This is a genomic window from Trueperaceae bacterium (genome assembly GCA_023954415.1).
Lineage (GTDB): Bacteria > Deinococcota > Deinococci > Deinococcales > Trueperaceae > JAAYYF01.
On sequence record JAMLIB010000006.1, the window covers coordinates 1 to 17,313 of the forward strand.

At 73.9% G+C, this 17,313-nt stretch carries 7 protein-coding genes; 5 read left to right on the forward strand and 2 right to left on the reverse strand.

What is annotated here, in order from left to right; all coding sequences use genetic code 11:
• Positions 1–58: 58 nt before the first annotated feature.
• Positions 59–1,642 (reverse strand): phosphoenolpyruvate carboxykinase (ATP), encoded by a 1,584-nt coding sequence (pckA, locus tag M9914_08675; GenBank protein MCO5174254.1) that lies wholly within the window; start codon positions 1,640–1,642, stop codon positions 59–61.
• Positions 1,643–1,800: 158 nt separating this feature from the next.
• Positions 1,801–11,985 carry a translocation/assembly module TamB domain-containing protein gene (locus tag M9914_08680; protein ID MCO5174255.1) on the reverse strand — a complete coding sequence of 3,395 codons (10,185 nt, stop codon included), beginning with the start codon at positions 11,983–11,985 and terminating at the stop codon, positions 1,801–1,803.
• Positions 11,986–12,326: 341 nt separating this feature from the next.
• On the opposite strand from M9914_08680, the gene M9914_08685 reads away from it, so the two are divergent.
• The 5 genes from M9914_08685 (at position 12,327) to M9914_08705 (ending at position 17,312) form a co-directional block, all read left to right on the forward strand.
• Positions 12,327–12,653, forward strand: a complete 327-nt coding sequence (locus M9914_08685; GenBank protein ID MCO5174256.1) for an acylphosphatase — start codon at positions 12,327–12,329, stop codon at positions 12,651–12,653.
• A gap of 122 nt (positions 12,654–12,775) precedes the next feature.
• Positions 12,776–13,609: an indole-3-glycerol phosphate synthase TrpC gene (gene trpC / locus M9914_08690; GenBank protein MCO5174257.1), complete on the forward strand. Its 834-nt coding sequence runs from the start codon at positions 12,776–12,778 to the stop codon at positions 13,607–13,609.
• Between the two features lie 78 nt (positions 13,610–13,687).
• The gene (locus M9914_08695; protein MCO5174258.1) at positions 13,688–14,926 is read left to right on the forward strand and encodes an insulinase family protein; all 1,239 of its coding nucleotides are present in this window, start codon (positions 13,688–13,690) and stop codon (positions 14,924–14,926) included.
• A complete protein-coding gene (locus tag M9914_08700; protein ID MCO5174259.1) occupies positions 14,923–16,161 on the forward strand; it encodes an insulinase family protein in 1,239 nt (412 codons plus the stop codon). Before M9914_08695 ends, M9914_08700 begins: the two co-directional genes overlap by 4 nt.
• A gap of 479 nt (positions 16,162–16,640) precedes the next feature.
• Positions 16,641–17,312: a hypothetical protein gene (locus M9914_08705; protein MCO5174260.1), complete on the forward strand. Its 672-nt coding sequence runs from the start codon at positions 16,641–16,643 to the stop codon at positions 17,310–17,312.
• Position 17,313: the final 1 nt, after the last annotated feature.

Genomic DNA, 17,313 nt, shown 5'->3' on the forward strand with positions numbered 1-17,313 from the left:
TGAGTTGGGGTGGGGGGGCCGCCGCGCCCGGGGGCCCCGGGGCCGGGCCGCTCCGCACTCAACCCTGCGGCCCCGCCGCCGCCACGTCGGGCGCCACGTCGGCCGTGAAGCGCTCGAAGTTCTTCCTGAACATGCCGGCCAGGCGCCGCGCCTCCGCGTCGTAAGCGGCGGGGTCCGCCCACGTGCCGCGTGGGGTTAGGAGGGCGTCCGGGACGTTAGGCACGTGCCGCGGAACGTGCAGTCCGAAGACCGCGTCCTCGATCGTCTCGACGCCGTCGAGCGCGCCGGACAGGGCCGCGGCGAGCATGGCGCGCGTGTAACGCAGCGAGATCCGCTTGCCGACCCCGAAGCCGCCACCCGTCCAGCCCGTGTTGACCATCCATACGCGCGGGGCGTGCGCGGCCAGGCGGCTCCGCAGCATCTCGGCGTGTTCCAGCGGCGAGAGCGGCATGAACGGAGCGCCGAAGCAGGTGCTGAACGTGGCGACGGGCTCCGTGACGCCGCGCTCCGTGCCGGCCAGCTTGGCCGTGTAGCCGTTGAGGAAGTAGTAGAGCGCCTGGGGGACCGTGAGGCGCGCGAGCGGCGGCAGGACCCCGAACGCATCGGCGCTCAGGAAGACGATGTCCCGCGGGTGGCCGCCGACGCCGGTGGGGGAGGCGTTGGCGACGAACGAGATGGGGTAGGCCGCGCGCGTGTTCTCCGTCTTGGACGTATCGGCGTAGTCGGGCTCGCGCGCGCTGTCGAGCTTGACGTTCTCCAGCACCGTGCCGAAGCGCGTGCTGGCGGCGTAGATGTCGGGCTCGGCCGCCTCGGTGAGGTTGACGACCTTGGCGTAGCAGCCGCCCTCGAAGTTGAAGACGCCGGTGCGCGACCAGCCGTGCTCGTCGTCGCCGATGAGGCGGCGCGCGGGGTCCGTGGAGAGCGTCGTCTTGCCGGTGCCCGAGAGGCCGAAGAAAAGCGTGACCTCGCCGCCCTGGCCCTCGTTGGCGGAGCAGTGCATGGGAAAGACGTCCTGGCGGGGCAGCTCGAGGTTGAGCGCGGTGAAGAGCCCCTTCTTGATCTCGCCCGCGTACTCCGTGTTGGCGACGAGCGCGAGGCGGCGCTCGAAGTCGAGCATGATCGCGGTGGTACTGCGGCAGCCGTGCCGCGCGGGGTCGGCCTTGAAGCTCGGCAGGTCGAGGACGACCCAGTCGGGCTCCTGGCGCGGCGCGACGGGTTCGCGGAACAGGTTCGTGGCGAACAAGCCGTGCCACGCGTACTCGGCTACGACGCGCACCTTCGTCGCGTAGGCCGGGTCGGCGCAGGCGGACAGGTCCTGGACGAAGAGGTCCTTGCCGACCAGGTGGTCGTTCATGTCCTCCAGCAGTCGATCGAAGTGCGCCTGGTCGACGGGCTGGTTGACGTCGCCCCACGCGACGCCCTCGCTACCGGCGTTGACGACGATGTACTTGTCCTTGGGGGAGCGGCCCGTGAACTGGCCCGTGTCGGACACGAGCGCGCCCGTGCTGGCCAGTTGCGCCTCGCCGCGTACGAGGGCCTCCTCCACGAGCTCTGGAACGTTCAGGTTGTGCCTCACCTTGGCGCCGGCGCCGAGGGTAAGGCCGAAGCGGCTGTCCCGCCATGGGCTGGGTAGGTCATGCACGCCTCGAGGATCGTCGGTCATGGGAGCTGTACCTCCGCGGGTCGAATGAGGGGCTAGTGCGGCGTCCCGCGGTCCTTGAGGCGGGTTGGCCACCCGCCACTTATACCAGCGGCGCCCACTGGGCCAGACCGCGCCCGGGCCCTACTGGTATACGGGCCTCACCATCGCAACGTCAGGCCGACCTGGAACGCGCTGCGCTGCGTGGAGAGCACCACGCCCGTGTCGACCCCGAACGTCGGTCCGAAGGAGTACGAGAGCGCCACGCCGATCTCCGGCCGCGCCGACTCGTTCATCCCGGCCGTCGGGAGGTCGACGCGGGCCGTGACGTCGAGGTCGAGCGGCCCGAGGCCGTAGGAGAGCATCACCTCGTTCGTGAGGGAGTAGGCCCCGTCCGTGCCGTCGTAGGTGCCGATGCGGTAGCTCGCGAAGAGCTCGGGGTTCAGGTAGCCGCCGAGGCGGAGCGAGACGCCGAAGGGGTGCGCGGCGTCGTCGATCAGGCTCGAGATGGCCGACGTCCTGATCTCGACGACATCCAGTCCGAGCGCTTCCTTGAGCGCGTTGGACAGCTCGCTTATCACGAAGAGGTCGATGGCCGTGTCGAGCGCGCCCTGGGCGACGGCCTGGCCGAGGCCGCCGGTCGCGACGATGCCGGAGTTCAGCTCGAACCGCCCCAGCGTGATGAGCGACATCAGCTCGGCGTCCGTGAACGACCGCACGCCCTCGCCCTCGATGTCGATGCGGGCGTCGGACGCCACGCGCGGCTGCAGGTCGAAGCGGAAGCCCCCCTCCTCACCGGGCGCCGCGACCATCTGGCCCGTGAACGCCAGCTCCACGACGAACGTCTGGCCCTCCCGCGGCGCCGCGAACGACACCCGGTTGTCGGCGCTCAAGACGCGCGACTTGTCGAACTCCGTGTGCGCGGCGACGTCCAGCTCGGGGTAGACGCCCCCGCTCCGGTTGAACGTGGCAACGGCGCGGTCGATCGTGAAGTCGCGGCCGGAGAAGCGCAGGTTGCCGCGCAGCGCGTGGGCGGTGCCGGTCAGCTTCGGGTCGGCGGCGTTGCCGCTCAGCACGAGGTCGAGCGCCGCCTCGCCCGAGCCGAGGTTGGTGGAGAGGAGCACGCGCTGGGGCGCCCGGATGGCGAGGTCGGCGAAGCGCAGGACGGACGCGGGCTCGGAGCCGCCGGCCGGCCGGGTCTGGGCGGCCGGCCCGCCGCCGGCGGGGGCCGGGGCCGGGCCGCGGGCGCCCGGATCGACGATGATCTCCGAGGCCACGACCGCTCCGCCCAGCGCGACCCCGCCTGCCTCGCCAACGAGGGTCAGGTCGGCGTCGACGAGCGCTCGAGCAACGAGCAGGGCGGGGAAGGCGACGGTCAGGCCGGTGCCACGCGCGCTCAGCTCCAGGGGGAGCAAGCTGCCGGTCAGCGCCAGCTCGCCGGCGCCCATGCGCCCGGTGGCGTCCAGACGCAGCTCGCCGGCGGCGCCCTTGGTGAGCTCGCCGCTCAGGTCCTGAACGACGCCGAAGTTGAGCAGGTCGAGGCTGCCGTCGAAACCGATGGCGACGTCCGTCAACGCGAGTGGCGCGAGCGTGAGGCGCGCGTCGCCGGCGACGCTCAGCGCGCCCTCGAGCGGCGAGACGCCGCTCAGCAGCGCGACCACGCTCAGGTTCGCCCCCGCCAGTTCGATCTCCGTGTCGGCCAGCCGGTAGCGGCTGCCGGCCAGGGCGACGTCCAACCCGGGGCTCGCGAAGCGCGCCTGCGGCGCGGCGGCGTCGCCCGAGACGTCCAGGGTGAACGTGCCGGTGGCGCCGGCGCCGATGCGCGCGAGGCTCGGCACGATCCCGAGGAGCGGCGTGAAATCGGCGTCATCGGCCGAGAGGTGGAAGTCGAAGCGGTCGAGCGAGAGCTCCCCGTGGGCCTCCCAGCTGCCGAGCCCGGCGAAGTCGGCGCGCTCCACGACCAGCTTGCCCGCGTCGAACGCGAGCGTGAGGTTGCCGATCGTCGGCACGCCGGCGCGCTCGAGGCGGACCTCCTCCGTGGCGAGGCGCAAGTAACTGCTCCCCAGGTCGGCGAAGGGGAGCTCGAAGCGCACGACGCCCGTCGTGTCGGCGGTCACGTCGCTCGGACCCACAACGGCCTGCGCGAGGAACTGCGCGGGGAAGCGCTCGAAGCGACCGAGGCCGCTCAGGCGGTTGCCGGTCAGGTTGGCCGAGACCGTGGCGCCCTTCAGCCGCAGGCTCGCGTCCAGCGAGGAGAGGGAGCCGCTCAGGTCCAGCTCCAGGCGCGAGGTGCTGCCGGCGGCCGAGATCTCCGGGCTCACGAGCTGGCCGAACACGAACTCGTCGCGCAGCTGCACGACGCCCGTGAGCGCACCCGTCAGGTAAGGCGCGCGCGCCGCGACGACCGGCAGCTTGGAGAGCTCGAGGGTCCTGAGGCGCGCTTCGAGGCGGCCGCCCCTCGGCGCGCCGGTCACGACGCTCTCGGGGAGGATGCCGGCCAGCCCCCACGACCCGGTGAGCGTCAGGCGCCCTGCCTCGCCTTCCAGGACGACGCTCCCACCGATCCGCCCGTCCGCCACGGTGCTGTCGACGGCCAGGGAGACGGCCCCGAGGCCCGCAGGTGCGAGGTGGACCCCGTCCACCTGGACGTTGCCGCGCAGCTCGCCGTCCGAGTGCTCCAGGCGCGAGCTCACGCGACCGCCGCCGATCCGCAGGTCGGCGTCCAGGCCGACAGCGCCGCCGGCCTGGTCGTACGTGCCGTGCAGGAGCCCGAGCGGCCCGTCGTACTCGAGGCGCCACCGGCCGCCGCTGGCCGTGACGGCGACGGGGAGGCGGTACTCGCCGGGGTCGTCGCCCTCGCCGCCCATGAGCTGCAGGTCCGTGCGGAAGACGACCTCTGCGCGCATGTCTGCGTTCCCGACGGCGACGGTGCCGTCGGCGCTCACGTCCAGGCCGGCGACCGCTGCGCTCAGGCCTTGGAGGGTGACGCTCGGTTCGGGTGTGAGGTCGATACGCAGCGAGCCGGTCACGTCGTCCGTGCCCGTCAGCTCGAGCCCGTGCGCCACCACGCCCGTGACGAGTTGGATGAGGTCGTTGGCGCGCAGCTCGGTCTGGGCGCGCAACCCTGGCAGTCCGACGACCTGCGCGGCGAGCACGGGAGCCGAGTCGTGGCCCCCCAGCGTCACCCTGGCGGGTCCGAGCTCGAGGCGCGCAGTTCCCGCCGCCGTGAGGCCGGCGCCGAGCACGGTGCGAAGCCTGACCTGCGAGCTCGTCGGCAGGGAGGCCGTGGCGCCGGGGCGAGGCGCCTCGAGGAGCGTGGCGAGCGTCAAGTCGGTGTCGGGGTAGACCCGGCCCTGCACGCGCACGCCTTGCGTGAGCGGACCGCCCGCGACGAACTGGTCGAGGGTCACGCCGGCGGTGGAGACGGCCATGCGACCGTCCAGCGTGAGGGGGCCGACGGCGTGCGTGAGAAGGACCAGCTGGGGCAGCGCCCCCTCGCCCTGGACGGTGCCGGTGGCGTCCAGCGTGAAGCCCCCGAGCGTTCCTCCCGAGTAACCGGCCGTGCCGTTCCACGACTGCGAGGCTGCGGCGCGCGCGGCGCTCAGCTCCAGTCCGCCGCCGAACGCCTGCCCGCTCAAGCTCGCCTCGATGGCGCCGACGGCGCTCGCGAGGCGAGCCTCGAGCTCGAGCTGCGGGCCCGAGAGCCGCGCCGTGAGCGCCCCGCCCTGCAGCGTCCCGCTCCCGCTAGCGGACAGCCGCGTGTCCGCGGCCACCGTGAGCTCCGTCAGCTCGGCGCTCCAGCGCCCGGTGCCGACGTCGAACTCGCCCGCGAGGTGGTCGCTCGTCACCGAGATCGTGCCTAGGGGCGCCTCGGAAGAGGCGGTCAGGTCGCCGAGCGCGACGCCTGCCACCGACGCGCCCGCGACCGTCCCCTGCAGCCACGGACCGGCGCCGTCGCCGGAGAGGCGCAGCCGGAGGGCGCCGGTCAGGTTCGCTTGGACGGTAGCCAGGTCGCCCTCGAGGCGCGCCCAGCCGAGGTTGGAGGCCACGCTGGCCGTCCAGCCGCTCAAGCGCCCGGCGCCCGTCATGCGGACCGCGCCCTCGCCGCCCTCCTCGACGTCGGAGAGCAGGAGCACGGCCTCGCCCCAGCGTGCAGAGCCGGATACCCGCGCCTCGCCGCCGCCGAGGCTGGCGCGCAGGTCGGTGGCGAGTTGGCCGAACGTGAGATCGCTCGCGAGCTGCACCTCGCCGGCGGCGGGGCGCGCGCTGGCGGTGAGCGTGCCGCGCACGCGGCCGTCGCCTCGCAGGTCCGCGTTGAGGGCCGGGTCCGCGAGCGAGCCGCCAAGCGACAAAGTGCCGCTTACGCTCCCGCCGAGCCCGCCCGCGCCGACCGTCGTGGCGTCGAGGGCCGCCGTGATGGTCGCGCCGCCCAGGTCGTCGAGGCTGGTCGCCGCGATCGCCACCGGTCCGCGCAACGTGCCGGTGAGCTCGGTGCCGTTCACGGCGATGTCGGCGAGGTCGACGGCGGCGCTCAGGTTGAGGCGCAGCCCGCCCGCGCCGTAGCCGAGGCTGCCGGAGCCGGTCACGAGCGAGCGCGGCGCCGCCAGACGCAGGTCGCTCACCGTCACGCCCGAGTCGTCCACGCTCGCCGAGAGGCTCAGGCGCGGCTCGCGGACCTGGCCGAGCCAGCCGCCGATGTCGAGGTCGGTCAGCACCACGTCGGCCCCCCACGTGGGGTCGGCCCCGAGAGTCGCCGCGCCCTGCGCGCGCAGCGCCGGCCCGTCGAGCCTTACCGTGAGCCGCCCGTCGGCGAACGTCACCGGGCCGGAGGCCGCCACGTCGCCTGCCAGGCGGGCCGTGCCCACCAACGTCGGGGCTGTCAACGTACCGCCGAGCTGCAGGTCGGCGCCCAGCTCGGCGAGGAAGCCGCCGACCTGCGGCGCCACCGCCGCCAGCGGCACGTGGGCCGTGAGCGTGCCGCCGACGCTCGGGTCCGCGAGCGGGTCGGCCGAGAGCTCGAGCCGAGCCTCGGCCGCAGGACCCGCCACGCGCTCGTGCCGGAGCGTCGCCTGGGCGAAGAGCCCGCCGGCGCCGGTCGCGGAGAGCTCGGCGCGGGCCTCGGGCAGGCCCGCGTGGGCGGCGGTGGCCGTCAGGCCGCCGGCGAAGCCCGTCGCACGCGTCCAGGCGAGCTCGGCGGACGTGACCTCGACCCGCAGGTCTGCCAGGGCCCGGGAGGCGGCGGGGAAGAGCGAGAGCAGGTCCGCGACGTCCGCCTCCGTGGCTGAGCCCGTCAACGCCAGGCGGGCTCTCGGGAGGTCGAGGAGCGCGGCCGGGCCGTCGGACGACGAGGCGCCGAGCGTGGCGGTCAGCTCGCGCCAGGCGAGCCGGAGCTCGTGCGGGCCGACGGCGAGCGTGGCCGGCTCGAGGTCGGGCCCGGCGGCGAGCGTGCCGGTCAGCGCCAAGCCCGGGAGGTCCTCCCGCAGAGCGTCCCCGAGGCCGGCGCCGGCGGCCGTCACCGGACCGGAGAGCGTGAGGCGCAGGTCGTCGGCCGGCAGGAGCCCGGACACGGCGGCGTCGAGCGCCGTGAGCGCCACGCCCTGGCCGCCCCACGCCACGGACGCGTTCGCGAGCAGCCCGACGGGCGCGAGGCTGCCGGTCGGCGCGGCGAGCTCGGCGGTTCCGGTGCCCTGGCCGACCCGCGCGCTCAGCGAGGCTCCGCCGTAAGTGGCGGCTAGGGTGCCTCCCCCCGCGCCGTCGCCCGCCACCCGGAGGTCAAGGGGGGCGCCGGCGAACGTGCCCGAGAGGTGTGCGGCCGGGAGGGCCCCCGGTGCGCGCTCCCACGCCAAGAGGCCGTCCAGCTCGCCGGCCGGGCCGTGGAAGCCGACACGCAGGTCGTCGGGGGCGGAGCCGGTCAGGCGCAGGACGTTGTCGCCGAGCCGCGCGTTCAGGTCGAGGACCAGCTCGGTGGCGAACGGCCGGGTGGTCAGGGTCGCCCGCCCGTCGCCCGTAACCTCGAGGTCAAGGCCGACGGCGGCGCCGAGCGCCCGCCAGTCCACGGCGCCGAGGTCGAGCTCGGCCCGCAGGTCGGCGGCCTCGCCGGTCACGCTCGCGGCGGCGATCTCGGCGCCGCCGTTCGCCAGCGTCAGTCGCCCGGCGTAGGCGAGGCCGTGGCCGTCCAGGTCGGCGTTGACGGCCGGCTCGAGGTCGCCTGGCAGCCCGTCCGCCTCGAGGGCGGCTGCGGCCATGGCGCGCCAAGAACCGCCAGGGTCCAGTGTGAACGCGAGCCGCGCGGGCTCCGACATGACCGACGAGACGACGCCCAACCCTTCCACCGCCGCCAGACTGGTTGCGGGAACGAGCAGCTCGGTGCTCACGCCGGCCGCGAGCGAGGCTTCCGCGCTACCTTCGAGCGCGCCGCTCACGGCCGCCTGGACGCGCGCGTCGGCCAGCGTCCCGCTGGGCGTGAGCTCCACGGTCACGGGGCCGGCCGCCGTCCGCGCGCTCACGACGAGCCGGCCGCCCAGGGCGCCCTGGGTGAGGGTGAGGGCGCCGGCCGCGCCCGCGCGCGCGCTCAGCGTCACGGTGCCGGTCGCCTGGTCGAGAGCGAAGTCGAACGCCATGCCGGGCAGGCTCGCGGCGTCTCCGAGCTCCAAGGGGCGCGTGAGAAGCTCGCCTCTCAGGCCGTCGCCCCAGGTGAACGTGGCCGTCGCCAGACCGTCCTGGGCGCTCGCCGTGCCGGTGAGGGCGAGTCGAGGGGCCAAGGTGCCCGAGGCGCTCGCGCGTACGTCTCCGGTGGCGGCGGCGTCGGCCGCTACGCGCAGCTCCTCGCCCTGCCCGGTGAGTTTGACCGTCGCCGTCAGCGGGCCGGCGAGCTGCGCCGTGAGGGCGCCGAGCCACCGGCCCTGTTCCAGCACGAGCGTGCCGCCGAGCGTCCCCGTCATCCCGGCGGGGAGGTAGCGGTCGAGCGCGGCGTCGTCCGCTCTCAGCCTGAGCCGGCCCGCGCCGCGCACGACCTCATTGCTGACGTAGACCCCGGCCCCTTCGAGCACCAGGTCGGCGCGTGCACCGGTGCCGCTGAGGCGGGCGCGGAGGGGCTCCTCGCCTTCCTGCGCGGCGGACGGGACGAGGTCGATGCTCGCCCGGTAGCGGGGGCCGTTCAGGAGGTCGAGGGTGGCCTCTCCGGTAACGCGCCAGTCCGGCCGGAACTGCTCCGGAAGCATGGCGGCGAGCTCCGCCGCGGCGGCGTCGACGGTGACGGTCAGGTCGGCCGGTGTGCCGCTCGCCTCCGCTAGGCGGGCGCCGGTGGCGGTGTTGACGACGGTCAGGCTCAGCGGCAACGCGGCGACCTCGGAGAGGGTCGCGGTCGTCTCGCCGACGGCGCCGGGCGTGAGGGTGGCCCGGTACTCCGTGCCCGCGTACGTCGCTGTCGCGGCGAGCGCTCCGGCGAGGCGCCACTGCCCGCCGGCGTTGCGTACGGCGAGGCGCTCGCCACCGAGGCTCAGACCACCGGCCAGCTCGCTCCACGAGAAGTCGAGGGCCCATGCCAAGGGAGCGGCGCTCACCGGGCCGAGCGCCAGGTCCGTCAGCTCGCCGCTGCCGCGGGCGCCGGACAGGTCGACCGTGATACCCGTCAGGGGGCCCACCGCCAGGGTCATGGCGCCGGTCGGTCCGTCGCCTTCCGCCGGGCTCAGGCTCAGCGCCCCCGCGCCGCTCACCGGCAGCCCGGCCGCGTCGCCCTCCAACGTCAGGGCGAGTCGGTCGCCCGCAGCCACGCCTCGCAGGCGCACGGGCAGGGGTTCCAGGAGCGTCACGTCCACCAGCCCCGACAACGTTCCGCCGGACCCGCCCTCGCCGTGCATGTCGAGCGTCACCGTGCCAGTTGCGCCCGTCTCGCCGAACCCGAGGGCGCGCGCCAACGCCTCGACCTCGGCGGCGCCCGTGGCCGACCAGGCGCCGCCGGCCAACGAGTAGTCGAGGTTCAGCCCGGCGGCGGTGACCGCCACGCGCCTAGCAGCGGCCCAGTCCACGTCGACCGCTAGGGGCAGCTCGCCGAGGGTGCCGGTGGCCGTGACGGCGCCGCGCGCCGGCGCCAACCGACCGTGCAACGTCAGGTCCAGGGGGAGCGCGACGCCGACCGCCTCGGCCGCGCGTGGCACGACCATCGTGAAGGCGTAGCCGTCGTCGGTCTCGTTCAGGTTCGCGCTCACGTTCGCCTCGCGCTCGCTGCCCTCCAGGCGCGTGGGCAGGTCGGTGACCACGAGGCTCAGAGGCTCGTCGGAGCCGAGCCGCAGGGTCAGAGGCCCGCCTGGCTCGCCGAGCGCCAGCGCCCAGCCGCCGCCCCCGGCGCTCAGGTCCGCGGGCAGGGAGCCCACGTCCAGCGCCAGTGGGCCTGCCAGCGCGTCGGCGATGGCCACGGTGGCGTTGGCGGTGAGGACGCCGTTAGCGAACGTCGCGTGGCCGGTCGGGACCGCGAGGGTGGCGCGGACGTCCGAGGTCGGCCGGTTGGCCGGGCTCGGATCGTCGTCTGCGCTGCCACTCGCCGGGGCGTCGGTTCCGGTGGTGGCCCTGCTCCCGACTACGACGGGATCGAGTGTGAAGTCGGCCTCCACCCGCAAGGGGGCGGTGCCGACCGCGGCCTCGAGCGCAACCGGTCCGAACCGCCCTTCGATCGGCCCCAAGGCGCCGCTCGTCAAGCGGGACGTGAGCGAGCCGCGTAGGTCCACGGGCGCGGCGCCGGCGGCCGCGCTCAGGTCGAGCCCCGCCAGGGCAAGGGTGACCGGCTCGCGTCCGTTCACCTCCGCCCGGAGGGCCAGGTCGGTCGGCGCGCCCGAGGCGCTCAGGGCGAGGTCGACGGGCGCGCCGAGGAGGTCCAAGTGTACGTTCCGGAGGTTGAGGCCGCCGTCGAGCCGCCCGTCCGCCAGCACCACGGCTCCGGAGAGCTCGATGCCGGGCTCGCCGCCGCCGGACACGAACGCCTGCCAGCCGTCCGGGTCCAGGCGCCCGTCGAGCGCGAGGTCGACCTCCGCCCCGGCGACGTTGCCCGCCCACACCGCCGCGAGCCGCCCTTGCGGGTTGCCGCCCATGGGCAGGTCGACGCTCACGGACCGCAGCGTGCCACCCGGCCGGAGGCCGGCGTACTCGAAGGTGCCCAGGTCCAGGTCGTTCGCGCGCACGCGCAGGAGCTGCTCGCCGCGCGCCCCTGTGGTCACGGTGAGGGAGACCGGGCCGCCCGCCAGGGTCATGGTCGAGTCGACGTCGAGGGCCTTGCCCTTGAGGCTGAAGCGCGCGTCGATGTCGGAGGCGGCCAGGCCGTTGACGGCTCCGTCGGCGCGGGCCGTTCCCGTGAACTCGACGGTCCTCCACCCGCTCACCGCCAGGTCGATGGTCGTGTCGCCCTCGACCTCGAAGGGGAGCTCGCCCGCGAACTGGCCGCGGAGCAGCCAGGCCACGGCCGCCGCCAGCGAGGGGGTCGCCTGGCCGGTGACGGCGAAGCGCTCCGCCCCGATGTCGACCGTGCCGGAGGCCCTGACCTCGCCGCCCATGCCGCGCCCGCGCAGGTCGGCCGTCAGGACCGGGTAGCGGAGGCTCACCGTGCCGGAGACGTCCTCGGCCGTCATGCCGAGGTCCGCGACGCTGCCGCCCTCGAGGGCGAAGTCGCCCGAGATCCGACCGTTGACGACGGCGAGCGTGCCGGTCACGGTGCCGCCGACGGCACCCGGCCACCAGTGTTTGGTGAGGGTGACGTCGGCGCGTTCGACGACGCCGGTGAAGTTCAGCGTGTTCGGGTCGAGCGTGCCGCTGAGGCGCGCGGCGCCCTCGGCGGTGGCGAGCTCACCGCCGATGAGCAGGCCGGCGGCGCCGTTCTCCAGGGTGAGGTCGGAGATGGTCACGTCCGGCAGGGTGAAAGGGATCTGCTTGACGCTCACCGTCGAGCCGATGAGGCGCACCTGCCCGAGCCGCACGCGTGGTGCGAACCCGACGGTCGGCCCCGAGCCGCCGCTCGCGACGAGGTCCAGGTCGGACAGGTCGATCTCACCCGCGGCGCCCTCCACCTCGGCGTCGAGGGGCAGCTCGCCACCCAGCAGGGCGGGCAGGAAGTAGCCGACGCGCAACCGGTCGAAGGTGAGGTGCGAGCCGAAGGCGTCGACGCGCAGGTCGTAGAGGGTGACGCCGCTCCAGGCGTTGCCGCTGCTCGCGGAGTAGGCGATGCTCACACCCTGTCGCTCGGCCGCGGCAATCAGGTAGCGCAGCAGACCATCGCGCACGGCGCCGATGCCAGGCGCCAGAGCCGCCGCCCCGAGCACGAGGGTGACTATTAAGGCGGTGAGCAGCGTTCTGCGGGGCATCGCGTCAGGCGGCTAGTTCCCGTTCTTGGGGGGAGCTCGGGGATGGGGTGCTATGGGCGGCAGGAACCCCGTTCCCTACGCGCTTCACGTGCGCCGCACGCTACCACGACGATGTGAGAACGCCCCGGTGGCTACGGCACACCCTAGGGTCTCCACGCTCTCCTAGTATCTCAACTAGATTTGAGCGATATCCTTGGTTAACGCCGGTCCTTAGCGAAGGTTAGCGACTACCTTTAGTCGAGTTCCTAGTCGGCACGGGGGAGTCCACCGGCCTCGAAGCGCGCGTCGACCTTCGGCCGACCACGAAAGTGAACGGGCCACGGGGTAACATGCCCCCACTCATGGCGCCCAGCACGGAAAAGCCCACGCAGACGCCCGCGCAAGGGGACCCGTGCCGCTTCACCGCCATCGTGTCGGGCGACGTGCAAGGGGTCGGCTACCGCGCCTTCGCGCGCCGCTACGCGACCGAGCTCGGCATCGGCGGGCACGCGGAGAACCTGGCGGACGGTCGCGTCGAGATCGTCGCGGAGGGGCGCTACGGCGACCTCATGGTGCTCCTCAAGCACCTCCGGGTCGGGCCGGCGCACGCGGTGGTGAAGAGGGTGGACGTCGATTGGTCGGCCACCCCGCCGAGCCTCGCGGGCGCGCCGGAGTTCAGGACCTACTGATGGCGGGACGCCGCGATGTCGGAACCGGGGAGCATGGCGCTGGAGCCGGTCCGTCCGCACCGCCACCTGTTGCGGCTCCGGCTCCGCTGACGGAGCCGCACCTCGCCGCCATCCCCGGCGTCTTGGGCAGGATCGCCCGCGAACGCGCGGCCGACTATGCCGCGGCGCCCCGGGTCGGGGCTCGGGACCGCGCCTCGCCGCCTCGCGAGGAGGCTCCGGAGGAGCGCTCGGAGGGCGGCGTCCCGCGCCCGAAGCTGTCAGCGGCGCTCCTCGCCGCCAAGCGCGAGGCGGAGGCCGCCGGCCTCACGCCCCTCGCCTTCATCGCTGAGATCAAGCGTTCGAGCCCGTCGCAAGGGCACATCGCGCCGCTCGACCCGGTGCGCGCCGCGCGCGAGTACCTGGCCGGCGGGGCAGCGGCCCTGAGCGTCCTCACGGAGCCGCGTCACTTCGGCGGCGACCTCGGGCACCTCCGCGCCGTCGCGGTCGCCGTGCCGCTGCCCCTGCTGCGCAAGGAGTTCGTCGTGCACCCCGAGCAGGTGCGCGAGGCCGTCGCGGCCCGGGCGAGCGCAGTGCTCCTGATGGTCAGCGTCCTCGGGGAGGCCACGGGCGAGTACCTGCGGTACGCGGAAGGGCTCGGGCTAGAGGCGCTCGTCGAGGTGCACGACGCCCGGGAGCTCGCGGTGGCGTTGGAGGCCGGTGCGCGCGTGCTCGGCGTCAACAACCGCGACCTGGCCACGCTCGCCGTCGACCTCGGCACGGCGCCGAAGCTGATCGCCGCCGCTCGCGAGCGGGGCTACGCCGGCGTGAGCGTGGCGGAGTCGGGTTACGCGACCAACGCCGACCTCGCCTCGGTGGCGGGCCTGGCGGACGCCGTGCTCGTCGGCACGAGCCTCGCAGGCAGCGGCGACCTCACGGGGGCGCTGCGCAGGCTCCGGGGCGGGGCCGAGCGAACCTGAGCGCCAGACCGGGGCCGAGGTCCGGCGTGGTGAGACCCGAAGCGCCGAGCCGCGAGGCCCACGGCTATACTTGCGCCCATGTCGCTAACTGCGGCGCCGATCGGCGCCCTTCACGAGTTGACGCTCCCCAACGGCCTGCGCGTCGTCTACGCGCCCATGCCGTGGCTGCCGACGGTGAGCGCGACCCTGTCGCTGCCCTTCGGCTCGACGACGGACCCTGAAGGACAGGAGGGCTCCGCCAACGTGCTGCACGAGTGGTTGCAGCGCGGCGCCGGCGACCTGGACTCGCGAGCCTACACGGACGCCCTCCTCGACCTCGGCGTGCGCCGTGGCGGCGGGAGCGGGCGCGAGGCGAGCAACCTGGCCTTCGGCTTCCTCGAGTCCGTGGCCGCGCCGGCGCTGGACCTGCTGGCCGCCTCCGTCAGGGAGCCGCGTCTGCAGGACGGCGAGTTCGAGGCGGCGCGTGACCTCGCGTTGCAGGAGCTCGCGTCCCTGGACGACGCCCCGACCCAGCGCCTCTTCGAGGCCCTGCAGGCCGAGTTCTTCGCCAGCGCGCAACGCCGCAGCGGTTACGGCACGGAGGCGGGTCTCACCGCCCTCACGCCGGAAGGCGTGCGCCAGGACGCCGCGCGGCGCTTAGGGCCGCAAGGCGCGGTCCTCGGCCTCGCCGGCGGTGGCACGTGGGAGAGCCTCGTCGAGGCCGTCACCGCCGCCTTCGGCTCCTGGGGCGGCGGCACCGTGCCGGTCCCGCCCGCCCGGGTGGCGCCCGTCGGCCGCCACCACGTCGATGCCGATTCGAGCCAGGTCCAGATAGGCCTCGCGTTCCCGAGCCCGGCGCCGGGCACGGACGACATGTACGTCTACCTCCTCGCCCTCGAGGTCCTCTCGGGCAGCATGGGCGCGCGGCTCTTCACGGAGGTGCGCGAGAAGCGCGGCCTCGTGTACTCCGTGAGCGCTTTCTTCCGCGCCCTACGCGGCTTCGGTTACACGCTCGGGTACGCGGGCACCACCGCCGAGCGGGCGAGCGAGACCCTCGAGGTCTTCCTCGCCGAGCTGGCGCGCCTCGCGGAGGGCGTCTCCGACGCCGAGCTGGAGCGCGCGCGCACCGGGCTCCTCTCCAGCATCGTCATGGCGGGCGAGGCCTCCGGCGCCACCGCGGGCCGCCTCAGCAACGACGTCGTGCTCTTCGGACGACCGCGGACGGCCGCCGAGATCACGGCCCGCATCGATGGAGTGACGTTGAGCCAGGTCAACCGCTACTTGGCGGCGAACCCCGTCCCGCAGCCGACCGTCGTCACGTTGGGACCGGCCGCGTGAAGGGCCTCGACCTGCGGTTCGACGAGGTGCGCCTCGCCAACGGGCTGACCGTCATCGGCGAGCACAACCCCCAGGCCGCCAGCACGGCCATCGGCTACCTCGTGCACACCGGCTCGCGCGACGAGACGGCCGAGGTGGCCGGTGTGTCGCACTTCCTCGAGCACATGCTCTTCAAGGGCAACGAGACCTACACCCCGGACGACATAAACCGCACCTTCGACGAGCTCGGCGCCGATTACAACGCCTTCACCAGCGAGGAGCGCACCGTCTACTACGGCGCGGTCGTCGCGAGCCGCGCCCTCTCGCTGCTCGACGTACTGACCGAGCTCATGCGGCCCAGCCTGCGCCAGGCGGACTTCGACATGGAGAAGAAGGTGATCCTGGAAGAGATCGCCATGTACCAGGACCGCCCCAGCCGCCGGCTCTTCGAGCACGCCAACGAGCGCTTCTGGAACGCGCACCCCCTCGGCAACAGCGTCCTGGGCTCGGGCGAGAGCATCACGGCCCTCACCCGCGACCAGATGCTCGCCTACTTCGAGCGCCGCTACTTGCCCGGTAACGTCATCCTCGCGCTCGCCGGCAACTACGACCTGGACGCCGTGCTCGAGCAGGTCGGCGAGCGCGCCGGCACGTGGCCGGCGTTCGACGCCACCCGCGACCGCCCTCCCGCGGTACCCGCGAGCGGCCGCGAGCGGCTGACCGACGCCTCCTTGAAGCGCCTGCACGCAGCCTTCTACGCCCCCGGCGTGCCCGCCGAGACGACGAAGGCCCGCTACGCGGCTGGGCTCCTCGCCAGCGTCATCGGCGCGGGCGACGGGAGCCGGCTCTACTGGGAGCTCGTCGACAAGGGGCTGGCCGACAACGCGTCGCTCGGCCATGAGGCGAGCGAGGGCGCGGGCGCCTTCGTCGGCTACCTGAGCACCGCCCCTGAGCGCGCCGAGGAGGTCATCGCGAGCTACCTGCGCGTGCTGGGCGAGGCGCAGGACGCAGGCGTAAGCGACGCCGAATGGCGCAGGGCGCAGTTGCGCACGGCCACGAGCCTGACGATGCGCGCCGAGACGCCGATGGGCAGGCTCATGTCGTTCGCGGCCACGTACCAGACGCTCGGCGAGTACCAGAGCCTCGCCCGGATGGTCGACGAGGTCATGACCACCCCGCTCGCCGCCGGCCTGGAGCTGCTGGCCGAGCGACCGTTCGATGACGCGTACGTCCTGACGCTCGGCCCCGACGCCTGATGGCCGCACCGCCGGCCCGGCGGGCTTGGGGCCGCGGCGGCGGCCGTTCCGCCGCTTGCTTGCCGTTGTGGACGGCGAGGGCTTGATGGGGCGGATTGGGGCGTCACTGGGAGCCCGCCTTGGCTGGCGCGGGCATGGGTTAGTGGTGTGGCCGGTCGCGGCGCTGCTCGTCGGCCGTCCTGGCCGGTGAGCGCCGAGGTCCTCCTAATGAGCCTTGGTCGTGAACCAAGGTTGTTCGCTAACCTTCGCTTCGAGCCACGCTTAACGAAGGTTATCGCTCAACCTAAGTTGAGTCCCACATGGTGCGCGGAGCCCCGAAGTGCGCGGTCGTTCGGTCGGTTCCGTCGCCCGGGGCTGGGCGTCGATCCCGCTGGCTCGGCTTGGCCGACGTGGCGCCTGCGTGAACGGTCGGCCGGCGTGTGAACGCTCCCTTAAGGCGCTGGAGCGGGCTTCTAATGGGTCGATCTGTAGACTCCGGCATGCGAGCGCTTCGATCCTCCCCACGCAAGCTCGCCCATGCACTGTCCGCGGTCCTCGCGGCCATGCTCGTCGCCACGGCGGTGGCCGCGGCCCCGTTCGCGGCCCTTACCGTCACGCCCGCCGGCGCCCAGCAGTACGACATGACCACCGGGATCACGACCCTCCCCGACGGGGGCAGCATCGTCGACCAGGACACGGGCGTCGCGCTCGAGGCGCAGCGGATCGTCTACCTCGCCGGGGTGTACGTGGAGGCCTGGGGCGTCCGCGTGGCCGGCACCTTCGGGGAGGTCGACGCCGAGGAGCTGCGCATAGACCTGGTGGCTGGCGTGCTCACGGCCACCGGGGGTCTGAGCCTCACCCGTGAGGCCCTGACCGTGAACGCTGCCGAGCTCACCTATCACGCGGCCGGTCAGGTCGCCGTCTTCGCCGGTGGCGTCACGGGCAGCAACCCGCGCTTCCAGTCCGAGCGGGTGCTCCTCGACGTGGCGAGCGGCGACGTGCTCCTGGACGGCGAGTACACGTTCGAGGGCGGCGTCTTCGCGTTGCAGTCGCCAGAAGGTGGCGGCGTGCTCGCCCTGCGCCTGGTCGTCAAGGAAGCCGGCGAGGCGGCCTACGACGCGGCCACGGAACCGGCCCCCGAGTTGCTGGAGCGGTTCGCACCGTACCTCTGAC